The organism is Embleya sp. NPDC059237 (genome assembly GCF_042754105.1).
In the GTDB taxonomy this organism is placed as follows: Bacteria; Actinomycetota; Actinomycetes; order Streptomycetales; family Streptomycetaceae; genus Embleya.
The window spans coordinates 650,914-667,753 of sequence record NZ_JBHZAE010000001.1 but is presented as its reverse complement, the minus strand read 5'-3'; the positions used below and the strand labels follow the sequence as shown (position 1 = coordinate 667,753).

At 75.1% G+C, this 16,840-nt stretch carries 7 protein-coding genes; all 7 read left to right on the top strand.

Going from position 1 to position 16,840, the window contains the following annotated elements:
* Window positions 1–239: 239 nt before the first annotated feature.
* Genes ACFXKZ_RS02985 through ACFXKZ_RS02955 form a run of 7 tightly spaced genes read left to right on the top strand, consistent with a single transcriptional unit; the run spans window position 240 to window position 16,826 of the window.
* Complete coding sequence (locus tag ACFXKZ_RS02985) at window positions 240–7,205, top strand: SDR family NAD(P)-dependent oxidoreductase (protein ID WP_379995732.1); 6,966 nt, start codon at window positions 240–242, stop codon at window positions 7,203–7,205.
* Window positions 7,202–11,728 carry a beta-ketoacyl synthase N-terminal-like domain-containing protein gene (locus ACFXKZ_RS02980; RefSeq protein WP_379995730.1) on the top strand — a complete coding sequence of 1,509 codons (4,527 nt, stop codon included), beginning with the start codon at window positions 7,202–7,204 and terminating at the stop codon, window positions 11,726–11,728. The genes ACFXKZ_RS02985 and ACFXKZ_RS02980 overlap by 4 nt, the downstream gene beginning before the upstream one ends.
* The gene (locus tag ACFXKZ_RS02975) at window positions 11,725–12,039 is read left to right on the top strand and encodes an acyl carrier protein (RefSeq protein WP_379995728.1); all 315 of its coding nucleotides are present in this window, start codon (window positions 11,725–11,727) and stop codon (window positions 12,037–12,039) included. Before ACFXKZ_RS02980 ends, ACFXKZ_RS02975 begins: the two co-directional genes overlap by 4 nt.
* A complete protein-coding gene (locus ACFXKZ_RS02970) occupies window positions 12,036–12,881 on the top strand; it encodes an alpha/beta fold hydrolase (protein ID WP_379995726.1) in 846 nt (281 codons plus the stop codon). Before ACFXKZ_RS02975 ends, ACFXKZ_RS02970 begins: the two co-directional genes overlap by 4 nt.
* Window positions 12,878–14,041 (top strand): glycosyltransferase, encoded by a 1,164-nt coding sequence (locus ACFXKZ_RS02965; protein WP_379995724.1) that lies wholly within the window; start codon window positions 12,878–12,880, stop codon window positions 14,039–14,041. The genes ACFXKZ_RS02970 and ACFXKZ_RS02965 overlap by 4 nt, the downstream gene beginning before the upstream one ends.
* Entirely contained in the window at window positions 14,035–15,930 is a 1,896-nt protein-coding gene (locus ACFXKZ_RS02960) for a class I SAM-dependent methyltransferase (protein WP_379995722.1), read from the top strand. The genes ACFXKZ_RS02965 and ACFXKZ_RS02960 overlap by 7 nt, the downstream gene beginning before the upstream one ends.
* A complete protein-coding gene (locus ACFXKZ_RS02955; protein ID WP_379995720.1) occupies window positions 15,927–16,826 on the top strand; it encodes a hypothetical protein in 900 nt (299 codons plus the stop codon). Before ACFXKZ_RS02960 ends, ACFXKZ_RS02955 begins: the two co-directional genes overlap by 4 nt.
* Window positions 16,827–16,840 lie beyond the last annotated feature (14 nt).

The following is a 16,840-nucleotide window of genomic DNA, read 5'->3' as shown; positions in this document are numbered from 1 at the left end:
CCTGGATGTCCGAAACCGACGATACGGCGCGGTGGTTCGACTGTGGCCGATTTTTCGATTCCGTACCGCTTTTCGCGGTTGCACGGGCTTTCCACCACGACACGCACGTTCGCCCACCGCCACGGACGACCCGACTCGGGCGTCGCCGGGGCAATTCGCCATGCCTGACCGTACGTTCGCGCCCCTGCCGCCCGCACCGACCGGTTCCTCGCAGGTTTCCCGGATGGAGGCACTTGCCCATGACGTCGACGTCCCCGCGTCGCGATCAGGTTCTCGCGGTGAGCCCCCTGGGGCGCCCCGACGCCCCACTCGTGATCGCCGCACATCGGGCCGGCGCGCTCGCGGTGCTCGACCTCGGCCGGGAACGCGGGCCGGCGCTGGCCGGGTTGTCCCGGGCGGGCGTGCTCGCGGGCTTCGGCGTGCGGGTGCCGGTGGGTTGTCCGCTCGGGCCGCGGGAGCTGCCCGAGCAGGTGGACACGGTGATGCTCGCGCCCGACGCGCCGTGGTCGATCGCCGACGCCGGTCCCGGACGGCGGGTCCTGGTCGAGGTCACATGCGCCGAGCAGGCGCACGCGGCGGTGGCCGCCGGCGCGGCGGGGGTGATCGCGCGAGGCGCGGAAAGCGGCGGCCGATGCGGTGAGTTGACCACGTTCGTGCTGCTGCAGCAGTTGCTAGCGGACGCACGGGTGACGGTGCCGGTCTGGGCGGCCGGTGGGATCGGGCCGCACACCGCCGCCGCGGCGGTCGCGGGCGGCGCCGCCGGGGTGCTGCTGGACACCCAGCTGGCCCTGGTCGCGGAGAGCACGCTGCCGGCCGATGTGGCGGCGGCGGTCCGGGCGATGGACGGCAGCGAGACGGTCGTGATCCGGGGGCATCGGGTGTATCGCCGGCCGGATCTGCCGATCGACCGCCTCGTCGCGGCGGTGGCCGGCGATCTCGGCCTCGCGCTGGGCGCGGGCGGACTGCATCGCGAGTTGTTGCCGGTCGGGCAGGACGGCGGGTCGGCCGCTCGGCTCGCGGATCGGTACGGCACCGCTGGTCGGGTGGTGTGCGCGGTGCGCGAGGCGATCGTGGACCACGTGGTCTCGGCCGCCCGGCACGGTGCGCGGCTGCGGCCGGTACAGGGGCCGATGACGCGGGTGAGCGACCGGGCCGCCTTCGCCCACGAGGTGGCCCGGGCGGGCGGGTTGCCCTTTCTGGCGCTGTCCCTGCTGCGCGGCCCCGAGGTGCGCGCGCTGCTCGCGGAGACCGGCGCGCTGCTCGGTGATCTGCCGTGGGGCGCGGGCCTGCTGGGCTTCGCGCCGCCGGAGTTGCGCGAGGAGCAGGTGGCCGCGGTGCTCGCCGCCCATCCGCCGTATGCGCTGATCGCGGGTGGTCGGCCGGATCGGGCCGCGCCGTTGGAGGCCGCCGGGATCCGCACCTACCTGCACGCGCCCTCCCCCGGGCTGCTGGGCCAGTTCCTGCGCGAGGGGGCCCGGCGATTCGTCTTCGAGGGCACCGAATGCGGCGGGCACGTCGGGCCGCGCGCCAGCTTCCCGCTGTGGGAGGCGCAGGTGGACACGCTGCTCGCGTTCGCCGAACGGCACGGCGGCGCGGCCGGGTTGGACCTGCTGTTCGCGGGCGGGATCCACGACGCGCGCTCGGCGGCGATGGTGGCCGCGGCGACGGCGCCGCTGGTCGAGCGCGGGGCCTCGGTCGGCGTGCTGATGGGCACCGCGTACCTGTTCACCCGCGAGGCGGTGGCGGGCGGGGCGATCGTGCCAGGGTTCCAGGCTGCGGCGGTCGAGTGTGCGGCGACCGCGCTGGTCCAGACCGCGCCCGGGCATGCCACGCGCTGTGCCCACACGCCGTTCGTGGCCGCGTTCGAGGCCCGCCGGCGCGATCTGGAGTCGCGCGGGGTCCCGGCCCGCGAGGTGTGGGCCGAGTTGGAGCAGCTGAACCTGGGCCGGTTGCGGATCGCCGGCAAGGGGCTGCGCCGGGAGGCGGACAGGCTGGTCGCGGTGGACCCGGACGCGCAGCGCCGGGAGGGCATGTTCATGCTGGGCCAAGCCGCGGTATTGCGGTCCGCGCCGACCGACGTGGCCGCACTGCATCGCGAGGTCACCACCGGGTCGACCGCGTGGCTGGCCCGCCGGCTGCGCGAGATGGGCGGGGCGGACCGACCGGCCCCACCCCGGCCGCAGGACGTGGCGATCGTGGGCATGGCCTGTGTGCTTCCCGGCGCGCCGGACCTGGCGAGCTACTGGCGCAACATCCTGGCCGGCGTGGACGCGGTGACCGAGGTGCCGCGCGAACGCTGGGACACCGCGCGGTACTTCGCGCCGAGCACCGAACCGGGCGCGACCGCGCGCGGTTCGGTCCGCGGTGCGGCGCCGGGGGCGGTGCCGGCCGGGCGGACGCCGTCCAAGTGGGGCGGGTTCGTACCCGCGATCGGCTTCGACGCGACCGGCTACGGCATCCCGCCCGCCTCGCTCGCCGCGATCGAACCGGCCCAATTGCTGGCGCTGCACGTGGCGTCGGGGGCGCTGGCCGACGCCGGATACGGCCCCGGGCGGGCCTTCGCCCGGGAACGGACCTCGGTGATCTTCGGCGCCGAGGCGGGCACCGACCTGGCGGGCGCGTACGGCTTCCGGGCGTTGTTCCCGGGGTACTTCGGCGCGCTGCCGGCCGATCTGGACCGGCAACTGCCCTCCCCCACCGAGGACTCCTTTCCCGGTGTGCTGGCCAACGTGATCGCCGGCCGGATCGCCAACCGGCTCGATCTGGGCGGGGTCAACTTCACCGTGGACGCCGCGTGCGCGGCCTCGTTGGCCGCGCTCGACCTGGCCTGCAAGGAACTGAACACCGGGTCCAGCGATCTGGTCCTGTGCGGTGGGGTGGACACCCACAACGGGATCAACGACTACCTGATGTTCTCCTCGGTGCGGGCGTTGTCGCCGACCGGGCGGTGCGCGACCTTCGACGCGGACGCGGACGGGATCGCGCTGGGCGAGGGCGCGGTGTGCGTGCTGCTCAAGCGGCTTGCGGACGCCGAACGGGACGGCGACCGGATCTACGCGGTGGTCAAGGGTGTCGGCGGGTCCAGCGACGGGCGTTCGCTCGGGTTGACCGCGCCGCGCCCCGAGGGTCAGCGACGGGCGCTGGAACGCGCCTACCGGGCGGCGGGCGTGTCGCCGGCGCGGGTCGGCCTGGTCGAGGCGCACGGCACCGGGACGGTGGTCGGCGACCGGGCCGAACTGGACACCCTCACCGAGGTGTTCACCGCGCATGGCGCCGCTCCCGGCGCCTGCGCGGTGGGCTCGGTGAAGTCGCAGATCGGCCACACGAAGTGTGCGGCGGGGCTGGCCGGGCTGGCCAAGGCGGCGCTCGCGGTGCACTTCGGGGTGCATCCGCCGACGCTGCATCTGCGCCGACCGCCGGACGCGGGGCCGTTCGTGTTCGACAACCGGGCCCGCCCGTGGACGGCGCCGGTGGGCGAGCGCATCGCCGGGGTGAGCGCGTTCGGCTTCGGGGGCACCAACTTCCACGCCGTGCTGGCGGGTTCGGAGCCGTCCGGGGTGGGCGGGCCGGGCGGTGCGGATGCCGCGTGGCCGGTCGAGCTGTTCTGCTTTCGCGGCGCGGACCGGGCGGCGGCGCACGCGGCGCTCGATCGGCTGGCGGCGCGGCTGGATGCGGGCCAGGATCTGCCGTTGCGGGGGTTGGCGGCGATCGCGGACGAAGTTGTCGAGCCCGGGTCGGACGCCGAGATCCCGGTGCAGATCGCTTTCGTTGCGGCTGATCACGCGGATCTGCGGGTGAAGCTGACTCTGGCCCGGGCGGGGGCGGTCGATGCCGCAGGCGAGATCTTCCACCGCAAGGACGCGGAGGTCGGGGTGGAGACCGGGCTCGCCACCGAAGCGGGCGCCGAGGCAAGTGGGCAGGTGGCGTTTTTGTATCCCGGGCAGGGGAGTCAGCGGCCGGGGATGCTCGCCGATCTGTTTGCCCGGTTTTCCGAACTGTGCGACGGGCTGCGGGACATCGATCCCGAGTGTGTGCGGGCCATGTTTCCGGCGGCGGCGTTCGATGCGGAGGAGCGGGCCGCGCAGGCGGCGCGGCTCACCGATACCCGCCGGGCGCAGCCCGCGCTCGGGGTGACCGCGGTCGCGCTGACCCGGCTGCTCGACCGGTTCGGGGTGTGGCCGGACCAGGTCGCGGGGCACAGCTACGGCGAGGTGGCAGCGTTGTGGTCGGCGGGCGTACTGGCCACCGCAGACCTGGGCCGGCTCGGCGAGGTGCGCGCGGCGGCGGTGCTGGCCGCCGCCGGCGCGGAACCCGGCGCGATGGCGGCGGTCACGGCCGGCGCGGACCGGGTGGCCGAGGTGCTGGCCGGACTCGACGGCGTGGTGCTCGCGAACCGCAATACGCCGACCCAGACCGTGGTGTCCGGCCCGGAGGCGGCCCTGACCTCGGCGATCACCGCGCTGGCCGAGGCGGGCCTGTCGGCCCGGCGGCTGCCGGTGGCGTGCGCGTTCCACAGTCCTGTGGTCGCGGCGGCGGCCGACACCCTCGCGGTCGCCGTCGCGGACCTGGACGTTCGTGCGCCCAGAATCCCGGTGTGGTCCAACGGCACCGCGGCGCGCTACCCGGACGCGCCCGACGAGATCCGTGCGCTGATGGCCCGTCAGGTGGCCGAGCCGGTGCGGTTCGCCGAGCAGATCGAGGCGATGTACGCGGCGGGGGTGCGGATCTTCGTCGAGGCCGGACCGGGTCGGGCGCTGACCGGCATGGTCGGCGCCATCCTCGGCGACCGGCCGCACACCGCGGTGGCGTGCGACGTCCCCGGTGAGGACGGGCTGCGCCGACTGCTCACCGCGCTCGCCGAACTCGCCGTCGCCGGCGTGCCCGTGCGGGTCGCGGGCGGGCTGGCCGGGCGGGTGCGGCCGCAGGACGTCGAGCCCGGCCCGCGACCGGCCTGGACGGTGGACGGCCATCTGGTGCGGACCGCCGACGGCCGGCCGGTGGCGGGTGGGCTGCGCCCGGCGACCCCGGTGGCCCCGCTGCCGACCGGGCCGGTGGTCGAGTCGGGTGTGCCGGAGCGCTCGGCGCGGGACGCGGTGGTGCTCGAATACCTGGCCGGCGCGCGGGCCGCTGTCGCCGCACAGCGTGAGGTGCTGCTCGGCTACCTGGGCGTACCGGGCGGGCTTCCCGAGTCGCCGCCGATCGTGCTCGCACCGGAGCCGACTCCCGTGCGGGTGGGGCCGGCTCCGGTCCGGGTGGAACCGGCCACACCGGCCGCACCGGTCGGGCCGCTCACCCGCGCGCAGGTGTTGGACGTGGTCCTCGACATCGTGGGCACCCGGACCGGCTACCCGAAGGACATGCTCGATCCGGCCCTGGACCTGGAGGCGGACCTGTCCGTCGACTCGATCAAACGCACCGAGATCATCGGCGAACTGGCGCTGCGGTTGCGCCTTGCCGGCGGCACGGGCGTGGGCGTGGTCGACGCCGAGCCGGTCGACGCGGAGGTGATCGAGCGGCTGGCCAGGGTCAAGACGATCGACGCGATCGTGGCCGGGGTGCTGGAGGCGGGGTCCGCCGGGAACGAACGGGCGGTGCCGATCGAGCCGACGGTGGACGAGCCTGCCGCTCCCCTCACCGGCCGGCCCACCCGGCATGTCGTGGAGTGTGTGCCGGTCGAGGAGCCGCCCGCGGTGGCGCCTGGCGCCCCGGAAGGCCCGCTCGCCGGCGAGCAGTTGCGTGGCCGGCGCGTGGTGCTGGTCGAGGACGGGGGCGGCATCGCCTGGGCGTTGGCCGATGTACTGGCCGCGCACGGGGTCGTGGTGGAGTCGCGGGCTCGGGATCGGGTCGAGGCGGGTGCGGATCCGGGCTGGGCGGAGGTGGACACGCTCGTACACCTCGGCGCGCTCGCCGACGGTCCCGACCCCGTGTTCCCCGACGCCTTCGCGCTGTTGCGGGACGCGCTCGTGGCCGGCGTACGGCAGGTGTTCCTGGTCACCGCCGGCGGCGGTCGGTTCGGCCGGGGTCCGGAGGCCGCCGGGCCGGATCCGGTGCCGGGGGCGGGGTTGGCCGGGTTCGCCCGGGCCGCCGCGCTGGAGTATCCCGATCGGGTGGTCCGGGTGCTGGACCTGGATGCCAAGACCGAACCCGCCCGGCTCGCCCATCGGCTCCTGGTCGAACTGGGCCGCACCCCCGATCGGCCCGAGCCCGGCGCACCGGTCCTGCGCGGCCTGGCCGGCGAACACCGGGTGACCCTGCACCCGCGGCCGGCGCCGCTCCCGGACCTGCCGCCCGCCGACCGGGACGCCCTGCTGCGCGAGCGCATCGGCCCGGCCTCGGTGGTGCTGCTGACCGGCGGCGCGCGGGGCATCACCGCCCGGGCGGCGATCGGCCTGGCCCGGGCCACCGGGTGCCACATCGAACTCCTGGGCCGCACCGGCCTCGACGACGAGCCGGAGCCGGCAGCGCTCGCCGCCGCGCCGGACGCGCCCGCGCTGCGGGCCGCGTTGATCGCGGGCGGGATGCGCGAACCGGTCCTGATCGAGGCCGAGTCGACCCGGATCCTGCACCGCCGCGAGGTGCGGGCGACGCTGGCCGAGGCGGCCGAGCACGCCGCCTCGGTACGGCTGCACGCGGCCGACGTCACCGACGCCGACGCGGTCCGCCGGATCCTGACCGGCATCGCCGAGCGGCACGGCCGGCTGGACGGCATCGTGCACGGCGCCGGTGTACTGGCCGATCGGCTCCTCGCGGACAAGAGCGCGGAGTCGTGCCGGCGGGTGTTCGCCACGAAGGTGGCCGGGGCCCGGGCCCTGGTCGCGGCGCTGCGCACACTGCGCCCGACCCTGGCGCCGCCGGCGTTCCTGGCCATGTTCGGCAGCGTGGCCGGGGTGTACGGCAATCGGGGCCAGACCGACTACGCGGCGGCCAACGACGCCCTGGCCACCCTCGCGTGGCACTGGTCGGCCGGGTCCGACGACACCCTCGCGCCGGTGGCCCGGCGGGTGGTGACCATCGACTGGGGTCCGTGGGCGGCGACCGGCGGCGGCATGGTGACGGCGGAGTTGGCCCGCGAATACGCCCGGCGCGGCGTGCCGTTGATCGATCCGGAACACGGTGTGCGGGCGCTGCTGGACGAACTGGCCGCCGGTACGGACCCGCAGGCCGTGTACGTCTGCCTGCCGGCCGACGGGTCGGTGGCCGGATGAGCGTGCGCGGCCCGCGTCCGGACGATGCGGCGATCGTCGGGATCGGTGCGATCTTCCCGGGCGCGGCCGGGCCCGACGCGCTGTGGCGGCTGATCGAGTCGGGGGTGGACGCGATCACCGACGTGCCGCCGCATCGGTGGGATCCGGCGCTGCACTACGCGCCGGGCACGGCCGGCGAGCCCGCTCGCGGCGACCGGTTCTACTGCCGGCGCGGCGGTTTCGTGGACGACCTGGCCACCTTCGATCCGGTGCGCTTCGGCATCATGCCCGCCGTGGTCGCCGGCGCCGAACCGGACCAGTTGCTCGCGCTGCGGGCCGCCGCCGAGGCGATCGCCGACGCGGGTGGCGAGGGTCGACTGCCGGACCGGTCCCGGGTCGGCGTGGTCTTCGGTCGTGGCGGCTATATGGGCGTGGCCACCGCTCGGCTCGATCAGCGGGTGCGCACGGCGCATCAACTTGCCGCCCTCCTTGGCGAGTTGGCACCGGAGCTGGATCGGGACCGAGTGGCCGCGATCCGAGAGGCGTTCCAGGCGTCGCTCGGCCCCGAGCAACCCGAGGCCTCGATCGGCCTGGTGCCGAGTTTCACGGCGTCCCGGATCGCCAACCGGCTCGACCTGGGCGGGCCCGCCTACACGCTGGACGCGGCCTGCGCGACCTCGCTGCTCGCCCTGGACCAGGCCGCCGCCGAGTTGCGGTCCGGGCGTTGCGACGCGGTGATCGCGGGCGCCGCGCACCACTGCCACATCGCCACGCTGTGGAGTGTGTTCACCCAGTTGCGGGCGCTCAGCGCGAGCGAGCACATCAGGCCGTTCGACCGGGCGGCGGACGGCACGCTGATCGCCGAGGGCACCGGCGCGGTGTTGCTCAAGCGTTTCGCCGACGCCGAACGCGACGGCGACCGGGTGTACGCGGTGGTGCGCGGCGTCGGCGTGTCGAGTGACGGCCGGGCCGCGAGTCTGCTGAGTCCGCTGGTGGAAGGGCAGGTCCGGGCGCTGGAACAGGCGTGGCGGGCCGCCGGGTTGGATCCGACGGAACCGGGCCTGCTCGGTCTGGTCGAGGCGCACGGGACCGGGACCCCCGTCGGGGACGAGGCGGAACTCGTCACACTGGGCAAGGTGTTCGGGCCGCGCGTAAGAAACGGGCCGGCGGATGTCGCGCTCGGCACGATCAAGTCCAACATCGGACACACGATGCAGGCGTCGGGGATGGCCGGTCTGCTCAAGGCGGCACTCGCCCTGCATCACCGCACGTTGCCGCCGACCCTGCATGTGGACGACCCGCATCCGGGCTTCGCCGGCACCCGGATGCGCCCGCAGGGTCGGGCCGAGGCGTGGCCGGTCAACCCGGCGGGCGGACGGCTGGCGGCGGTCGACGCGTTCGGCTTCGGCGGGGTGAATGCGCACGCGGTGCTGGAACAGCCGCCGGCGGGGCGGGCGGTGGCACTGCCGACCCGGGGCGGGCGGTCGGTGGGCGCGGGCGAGTTGCCCGATGTGCTCACGCTGGCCGCCGATTCGGTGCCCGAGTTGCTCCGGCTGCTCGCCGATCGGGCGGACCCGAGCGGGTCGACCGGTTCGACCGGCTTCGCCGGCCCCTGTCGGCTCGCGGTCGCCGATCCCACGCCGAAGCGGCTCGCGCTGGCCGCGCGTGCCGTGGAGCGCGGGGTGCCGTGGCGCGGCCGGGCCGAGATCTGGTTCACCCCGCGTCCGCTGCTCGGGCCGCACGCGGCCGATCCGGGGCGGGTCGCGTTCCTGTTTCCCGGTCTGGAGCCGGAGATATCGCCGCGCCTGGACGACCTGGCCGATGCATACGGCCGGCCCCGGCCCGAGACCACCGGCGCCGAGGACCTGGTCGGCCGGGCGGTGGACGCGCTGACCGCAGGCCGGTTCCTGGCCGCCGAGCTGGAACGGGCGGGTCTGGTACCGGATCTGCTGGCCGGGCACAGCATGGGCGAGTGGACCGCGATGGTGGTCGCCGGGATGTACCCGCGCACGGCGGTGGACGGCTTCCTCGCGTCGCTGCGCCCCGACTCGCTGGACGTCCCGGACCTGGTTTACGCGGCGGTGGGCTGCGGCGTCGCGGTGGCCGAACGGCACGTGGGCACCGAGCCGGTGGTGGTCTCGCACGACAACTGCTCGAACCAGAGCGTGATTTGTGGTCCGGCCGCGGCCGTTACCGAGGTGTTGGGTCGGCTGCGTCGGGAGGGCGTGATGGGCGGCGAACTGCCGTTCCGGTCCGGCTTCCACACCCCGATGTGGGCGCCCTACCTCGGGCAGGTGGCCGACGCGTTCGAGCAACTGCCGCTGTGTACCCCGCGCCTGCCGGTGTGGTCGGCGACCTCCATCGCGCCGTATCCGGCGGATGCCGCCGCGGTTCGCGAGCTGACCGTACGTCACCTTCTCGAACCGGTGCGGTTCCGGGAGTTGATCGAGGAGCTGTACGCGGGCGGTGTACGGGTGTTCGTCCAGCCCGGCGCGGGCAGCCTGGTCGGCTTCGTACACGACACCCTGCGCGGCTGCGACGCGCTGGCCGTGGCCGCCCACTCCACGCTGCGCCCGGGCCTGGCGGGCTTTTGCCGAGCGGTGGCGGCGCTGTGGGTGGAGGGCGCGGCGATCGATCCGCGGGGGCCGGTACGAACGGGCCTGCCCGCGACCGAGCCGGAGTCCGGGCCCGGCATCGACCGCGTCGCCGCACGACCGCCCGCCGGACCGATCGTCCGGCTCGATCTCGGTTCCCCCGTGGTCGCGTTGGGGCCGGCCGCCGGGTCGCTGCGGTTGACCGGTACGTCTCGCCCGCCCGCCATCTCCACGCATCCGGTGCTGGCGGCGTTCCACGCGACGCTCGCCGAGGCCGAGCGCACGGTGGCGGCGGCCATGGCAGCGAGAACGGCCGGCGAAGCCGAGGCGCCCGGGTTGCCCGCGCCGCCGCCCGGCAGCGACAGCGACGGCGACACCGACTCGCGCCGGGCGTACCGTTTCTCGCTCGTCGACCACCCCTACGTCCGCGACCACTGCGTCTACGAGCAGCCCGAGTGGTGGCCGGACCCGGCGGACCGGTTCCCGGTGGTGCCGATGACCACGCTGATCCGGCTGGCCGGCGACGAGGCGCTGAGCGCGGCCGGGCCGGGTCGGGTGGTCGTCGGGTATCGGGACGTACGTTCCCTGCGCTGGTTGCCGGTGGCTCCGCCTACCGACACCGAACGGGTCCGCACCACCGTGGACCCGGACCGGATCCGGATCGCGTTCGGCCGGTACATGTCCGCCGAGGTGCTGCTCACCGACGAGACCGCCGTCCGCCCCGGGCCGGGCCCCGACCGCACACCGCTGACCGGCGAGGGCCCGGCGCCGGTGCGCGCGCCGGATCTGTACGGGGACCGTTGGATGTTCCACGGACCCGGATTCGCCGGGGTCGAGCAGGTGTTGACCGTCGCCGACGACGGCATCCGGGGCATCCTGCGCGCGCTGCCCGCACCCGGGGCGCTCCTCGACGCGGCCGGGCAACTGCTTGGCCACTGGATGCAGTTGCGGCTGACCACGGACCGCCTGGTGTTCCCGATGTCGGTCGCGGCAATCGACGGGTACGGGCCGGAACCCGAGCCGGGCGCCCGGCTGTTGGCCACCGCCCGGATCCGGGAGATCGGGCCCACCACGGTGCGCGGCGACGTCGAGTTGGTCGACCCGGGCACGGGCGCGGTACGGATCCGGGTGCGCGACTGGGTCTATCGCCGGTTCGCCGCCGACGAGCGGGTGTGGCCGATGAAGTTCACCCCGCACACCACCGGCATCGCCGAGCCGCAGCCGGAGGGTTGGTGTCTGCTGCGCACCCGGTGGCCCGACCCCGCCGCGCAGGACCTGGTGACCCGCCGCTATCTGGACACCGCCGAGCGGGCCGAGTTCGCCGCCCAGGCACCCCGGGACCGCCAAGGGTGGCTGCTCCGGCGGGTCGCGGCCAAGGACGCGGCCCGGCACCACCTGTGGGCGCACGGGCACGGCCCGCTGTACCCGGCCCAGGTCCGGATCGACACCGCCGACCCCGGCCGCCCGCTCGCGCACGTGGTCGCCGAGCCCGACGCCCCCGCCCCGACCCCGCTGCACGTCGCCATCGCGCACGACCACCGCCTGGGGGTGGCCGTCGCGGGCCCGGCACCGCTGGGCATCGCCGTCGGCCGCCTCGATCCGGAAGGCCCACCCCCGGCACCCGACACACACGACGTGCCGGCCTCGCTCGTGGGATCCGACAGCGAACCGCGCGGGCTGTGGGCGCTGCGCTTTCGCTGTGCCAGGGAGGCGGCCGACCGGGCGGCCGGCACCGATCACCCACCGCACGTGGTGACCGCGGCCCGGCCCATCGGCGCGCACGAGACCGGGTTGTCCGTCCGCCCCGCGGCAGCCGACGGCGCCGAACTCCTTGTCCACACCCGGGACATCACCGACTCGGACGGCACCCGGATCGACCACTACGTGGTCGCGTGGACGAGCGCCCGGCAACCAGGAATCCCCACCACCTCACATGGGAGCACCCGATGAGCGCGGACCCGCACGCCGACCGGATCCTGGCCGAGGTGGCCGGGATGCTCGCCGAGATCGTCGGCGAGGAATTGCTGATCGCCGCCGAGATCACCCCGGACAGCGGCTTCGACGACGATCTGGCCCTGGAGAGCATCGAGTTCGTCGCGCTGGCCGGCCGGCTCCAGGAGCGCTACGGCGACCGGGTCGACTTCATCGCCTTCCTCGCCGACCTGGAGATCGAGGACATCATGGCGATGACGGTCGGCCGCCTGGTCGAGCACATCGCGGCCTGTACCCGCGCCGAGACCGTCCGTGGTGCCGGTCGATGAGCGAGGTGCACGCGAACGGCCTGCGCTTCCACGTCCAGCGGTTGTCCCCACCCGCCGACCGGCCCGCACTGCGCACGCCGGTGGTCTTCCTGCACGGTCTGGTGTTGGACAACCTCTCCAGCTTCTACTACACGCTCGCCGCGCCGGTCGCCCGCGCGGGCGCCGAGGTCGTGCTCTACGACCAGCGCGGACACGGCCGCACCGAGCGGCCCCGCAGCGGATACGACCCGGACAGCGCGGTCGCCGATCTGGCCGCGCTGCTCGACGCGTGCGACGTACCGACCCCGGTACACCTGGTCGGCAACAGCTTCGGCGGCCTGATCGCGCTGCATGTCGCCCGGTCCAGGCCCGACTTGGTGGCGAGCCTGGTGCTGATCGAGGGTCAGTGCCTGGACGTCCCGGCCGGCGCCGAACCGTACGCCGGTGGCTGGGTCGAGGAGATGGCCAACACACTCAACCTGGCCGCGCTCGGCCTGGCGGCGCATCCCGGCCCGGAACGGTTGCCCGTGGGGTCCGCACGCAAGGCGGCCCGACTGCGAGCCGGCGCCGACGCGCTCCTGAACGGCACGACCCTGATCGAGGACGTCACCCTCCTGCGCGCCCCGACCGAGGCCGAACTCGCAGAGGTGGCCTGCCCGGTGCTTGCGCTGTACGGCGGGTTGTCCGAACTGGCGCCACCCGCACGCCGGTTGGCCGAACTGCTCCCGCACTGCACGCTCACCGTGCTGCCCGGCGTCGCGCACACCGTGCTGCGTGAGGCCACCGCGCCCGTACTGGCCGCGCTGCTCGACTGGTTGCCCCGGCACGAGCCGGTGTCGGTGCGGCCCGGGGCCGGCCGATGAGATTCATGTTCGTGGTGCCGCCGTTCGCCGGCCACGTCAATCCCACCGTCGCGGTCGCCGCCGCACTCGCCGAGCGCGGGCACGAGGCGGTGTGGTGCGGGCCGCCGGAGATCCTGGACCTGCTGCCGCTGGGCGCCCGGTTGTTCGCCACTGCCGACTCCCCCGGCGCCCCCGGCGGGTACGCCCGACTGCACGCGAGGTGGCAACGGCTGCGTGGGGTGGGCGCGTTGCGCTTCCTGGTCGAGGAAACCCTGGTCCCGCTCGCACACTCCATGCTGCCCGGCGTCGCGGCGGCCGTGGCCGGCTACCGGCCGGATGTGGTCGTGGCCGACCAGCAGACCTTCGCCGGCGCCTTCGCCGCTGTGAAAGCCGGGGTCCCATGGGCCACTTCGGCGACCACTTCGGCCGAGTTCACCCGGCCGCTGGTGGGCTTTCCGAAGATCGACGACTGGGTGCGGACCCGGATCGCCGAGGCGGCGGTGGCGGCCGGGGTACCCGGCGACTGCGATCCGCGCTTCTCGCCCCGGCTGGTTCTGGTCTTCTCCACGCCGGAACTGGTCGGCCTGACCGATCCGGTCCCGGCGCACCACTGCTACGTGGGCCCCGCGTTCGGCCGCCGGCCGGCGATGGTGGACTTCCCGTGGGACCGGCTCGATCCGGATCGCCGGCATGTCCTGGTCTCGCTCGGCACGCTCAATCGCGATGCCGGCGACCGGTTCTATCCGGCCGTGGTGGCCGCCACCCGGCCGCTCGCCGATCGGCTCCAGCTGATCCTGGCCGCACCGGAGCGGCTGGCCGGGGCGCCCGCCGAGCATGTCCTGGTCCGCGAGTTCGTCCCGCAACTGGCCCTGCTCCCGTACCTGGACGCGGTGGTCACGCACGGCGGCCACAACACCGTATGCGAGGCGCTGGCGTTCGGCCTGCCGCTGGTGCTCGCCCCGATCCGAGACGACCAGCCGATCGTGGCGCGCCAGGTGGTGGCGGCCGGCGCCGGAGTCCGGGTGCGCTTCGGGCGCGCGCACGTACCCGAGTTGCGCGCGGCCGTCACCGACGCGCTGGACCGCCCCGAACTGCGTGCGGGCGCCGCCCGGATCCGTGCCTCGTTCGCCGCGGCCGGCGGCGCCGACGCCGCCGCCGAACGTCTGGAGAAGCTGTGCTGAATCCCCTGGACGGACCGTTTCCGTGGCTCGCCCTGCTGATCGGGCTCGGCCTGGCGGGTGGCACGCGCACGCTGCGCCGGCGGCTGCGCGCATTGCCGATACTGCCCGGGTTGCCCATACTTGCCACCGTATCGACGGAGGACCGGCAGACCGGCCCCTGGATCTGCGTATCCGCGACCGGTGTCCACCCGGACGAGGCCACCATCCGCGCGGCGGTCGCCCACGCCGAGCGGCACGACCTGCTCCTGCTCGATCTGGTTCCCGGCGACCTGCCCAGCGACGAACTGCTCACCCTGCTCGCCCGGTTGGACCCGGACCGAATCCACCGCGACCCGCTCGCCCGCGGCCGGGGCGCGGGCCACGCGCTGCTCGTGCACGAGGACGTGCTGCGCCGGGCCGCCGTGCCGGCCGACGACCTGGTCGACCCCGACGGCCCCGCCCTGGTCGAACTCACGGTGCGGCTCAAGCCGTTCGCCGCGCTCGGCACCGGGCACGCGGTCGCGCCCGGACTGGTCGCGATGCGGCCCGACCCCAGGCTGCGCAAACGTCGGCTGCGAGCGAACGGGGTGCCGGTGTGGCCGACCCTGATCGGCAACCTGGGTGAGGCCGCCGCGTACGCCGGTGCGTGTGTGACCAGCCCGTTCTGGGGTGCGGTGGTCTTCCTGGCCATGTGGTCGCAGCCCTTCGCCGTGGTCGCCGGCCGCTCGCCGGTGCGACCGCGCGACCTGGGCCGGGCCGGGGCACTGCGTCCGTTCCTGGCCGTGCCGCGCTGGCTCCTCGCGGTCACCGGGCCCCGCCCGACCGCTGCGGCCAAGCGGCCGGCGCCGGATCCGGCGGCGCTGCGCCCGGCGTACGAACGCAGCGTCGCCGACGGCCTCGGTGCCTTCTTCGAGGACCGGCGCGACACCTGTCCGTGGTGCGGCTCGGACCGCCTCGCCGTGCACCGCAGGGTGCGCGACCACCTCCAGGGCAAACCGGGCCGCTTCACCCTCGAACGGTGCCGGGACTGCACGCACGTCTTCCAGAACCCGCGCCTGTCCCTCGCCGGGCTCGACTACTACTACCGCGACTTCTACGACGGCCTCGGCGGCGCGGGCGCCGAGGCACTGTTCGGCACCATGTCCCGGACCTACCGCGCCCGTGCCGAACTGCTGCGCCGACACACGCCGGAGGATTCCGGACCGCGCGCCTGGCTGGACGTGGGCACCGGCCACGGGCACATGTGTGTGGTCGGCCGCACTGTGCTCCCCAACACCGTCTTCGACGGCCTCGACATGGGCGACGGGGTCGCCGAGGCCGCGCGGCGCGGCTGGATCCGGACCGGGTATCGGGGCCAATTCCCTGATCTGGCCGACGACTTGGCAGGCGGCTACGACGCGGTCGGCATGCACCACTACCTGGAGCACACCCGCGATCCGCTGGCCGAACTCGACGCCGCCGCCAAGGTCCTGGTGCCGGGCGGCCGATTGCTGATCGAACTGCCCGACCCGCAGTGCCGGTACGGGCAGTTGTTGCGCGGCCTGTGGTTGCCGCTGTTCCAGCCCCAGCACCAGCACCTGATGCCCTGGCGCAACCTCGAAGCCGCCCTCCACGCACGGGGGTTCACCGTGCTCGCGCGCGAACACGGCCGGGCACACCAGGGCAACGACTTCACCGGTGCGGTCTCCCAGGCCCTCACCGCGCTCGGGCCCAACCCGGCGATGCCGTGGGTCCCCGGCGGCCCGACCCCGCTGCGCCGGGCCCGCCGCGCCGCGCTGGTCACGCTGTCCGTGCCGTGCTTCGTCGTGGCCGTACTCCTCGACGCCGTCGGCGCGCTGCTCGCCCGCGCAGCGGGCGAACACGGCATGAGCAACGCCTACCGTCTCCTCGCCCGAAAGGATCCGGGATGACCGGCCCGCACAGCGGCCCGCCGACGGCGGCGGCGCTGCCCACCACTCGCGGTGCGGCGCCCGTGTTGCGCCTGGTGCCGTTCGCCTTCACGCAGGCGTTCGGCCGACCGCCGGCCGGGGTCTGGTCCGCGCCATACGTGCTGCGCCGGACCGGCTCGCGGGCCGGGGCGGGCTCCGCCGTGGCGCTGTCCTGGCGGGTGGTGGTCGCCGCCGCGCCGCGCGCCGACGGGAGGTTGCGGCTCGGCTCGATCGACCGGCCGGACGAGGGAGTGGAGGTGGACCCGAGGGGCGACATCGGCCCGGTCCCGGAGTGGGCCCGCCCGGTGCTCGCGGGCACCACCGGCGCGGGCGGGCTCGATCTGCTGGTACACACCGACCTGCCGGAGTGCACCGGGCTGTCCGCAGCCGTCCCGCTGGCCTGTACGGCGGCGCTGATCGAGGCGGCGTTCCACGACCCGGAGCCGGGCGACGCCCGTCGGTCCCGCATCCGGCTCAGCGATCCGCCGTTGGGCGCGGTGGCGTTGTTCGCCAGGCTCGGCCACGTGATGGTGTTCGGGGAGGACAGCGGCGCGCCGAACCACGTGCCGTTCGACCCCGATGGGCTCGGCCTGCGCTTCGTCCTGGCGGTGCCGCGGCGGGCGGGTGCCGCTGCGAGCGGGCCGACCACGCGGCAGATCGCCGGGTCGATCGCCGAGCCCGCCCGCAACGCGCGGGCCGCCGGCGCGATCGAGGCCCGCCCGCTGCCGGGCGCGGACGGGCCCACGATCGCGGTGGTGCCCGGCGCCGCGCTCGCGGCCGTCCGCCGGGCGCTGGTGCACACCTACACCCGCGCCGGCGAACCGGCCCCGCGCGTCCTCAGCGCCGCGCTCGGATCCCCCTGCGCCCGAGCCGCGTAGGCCGACCCGGGCGG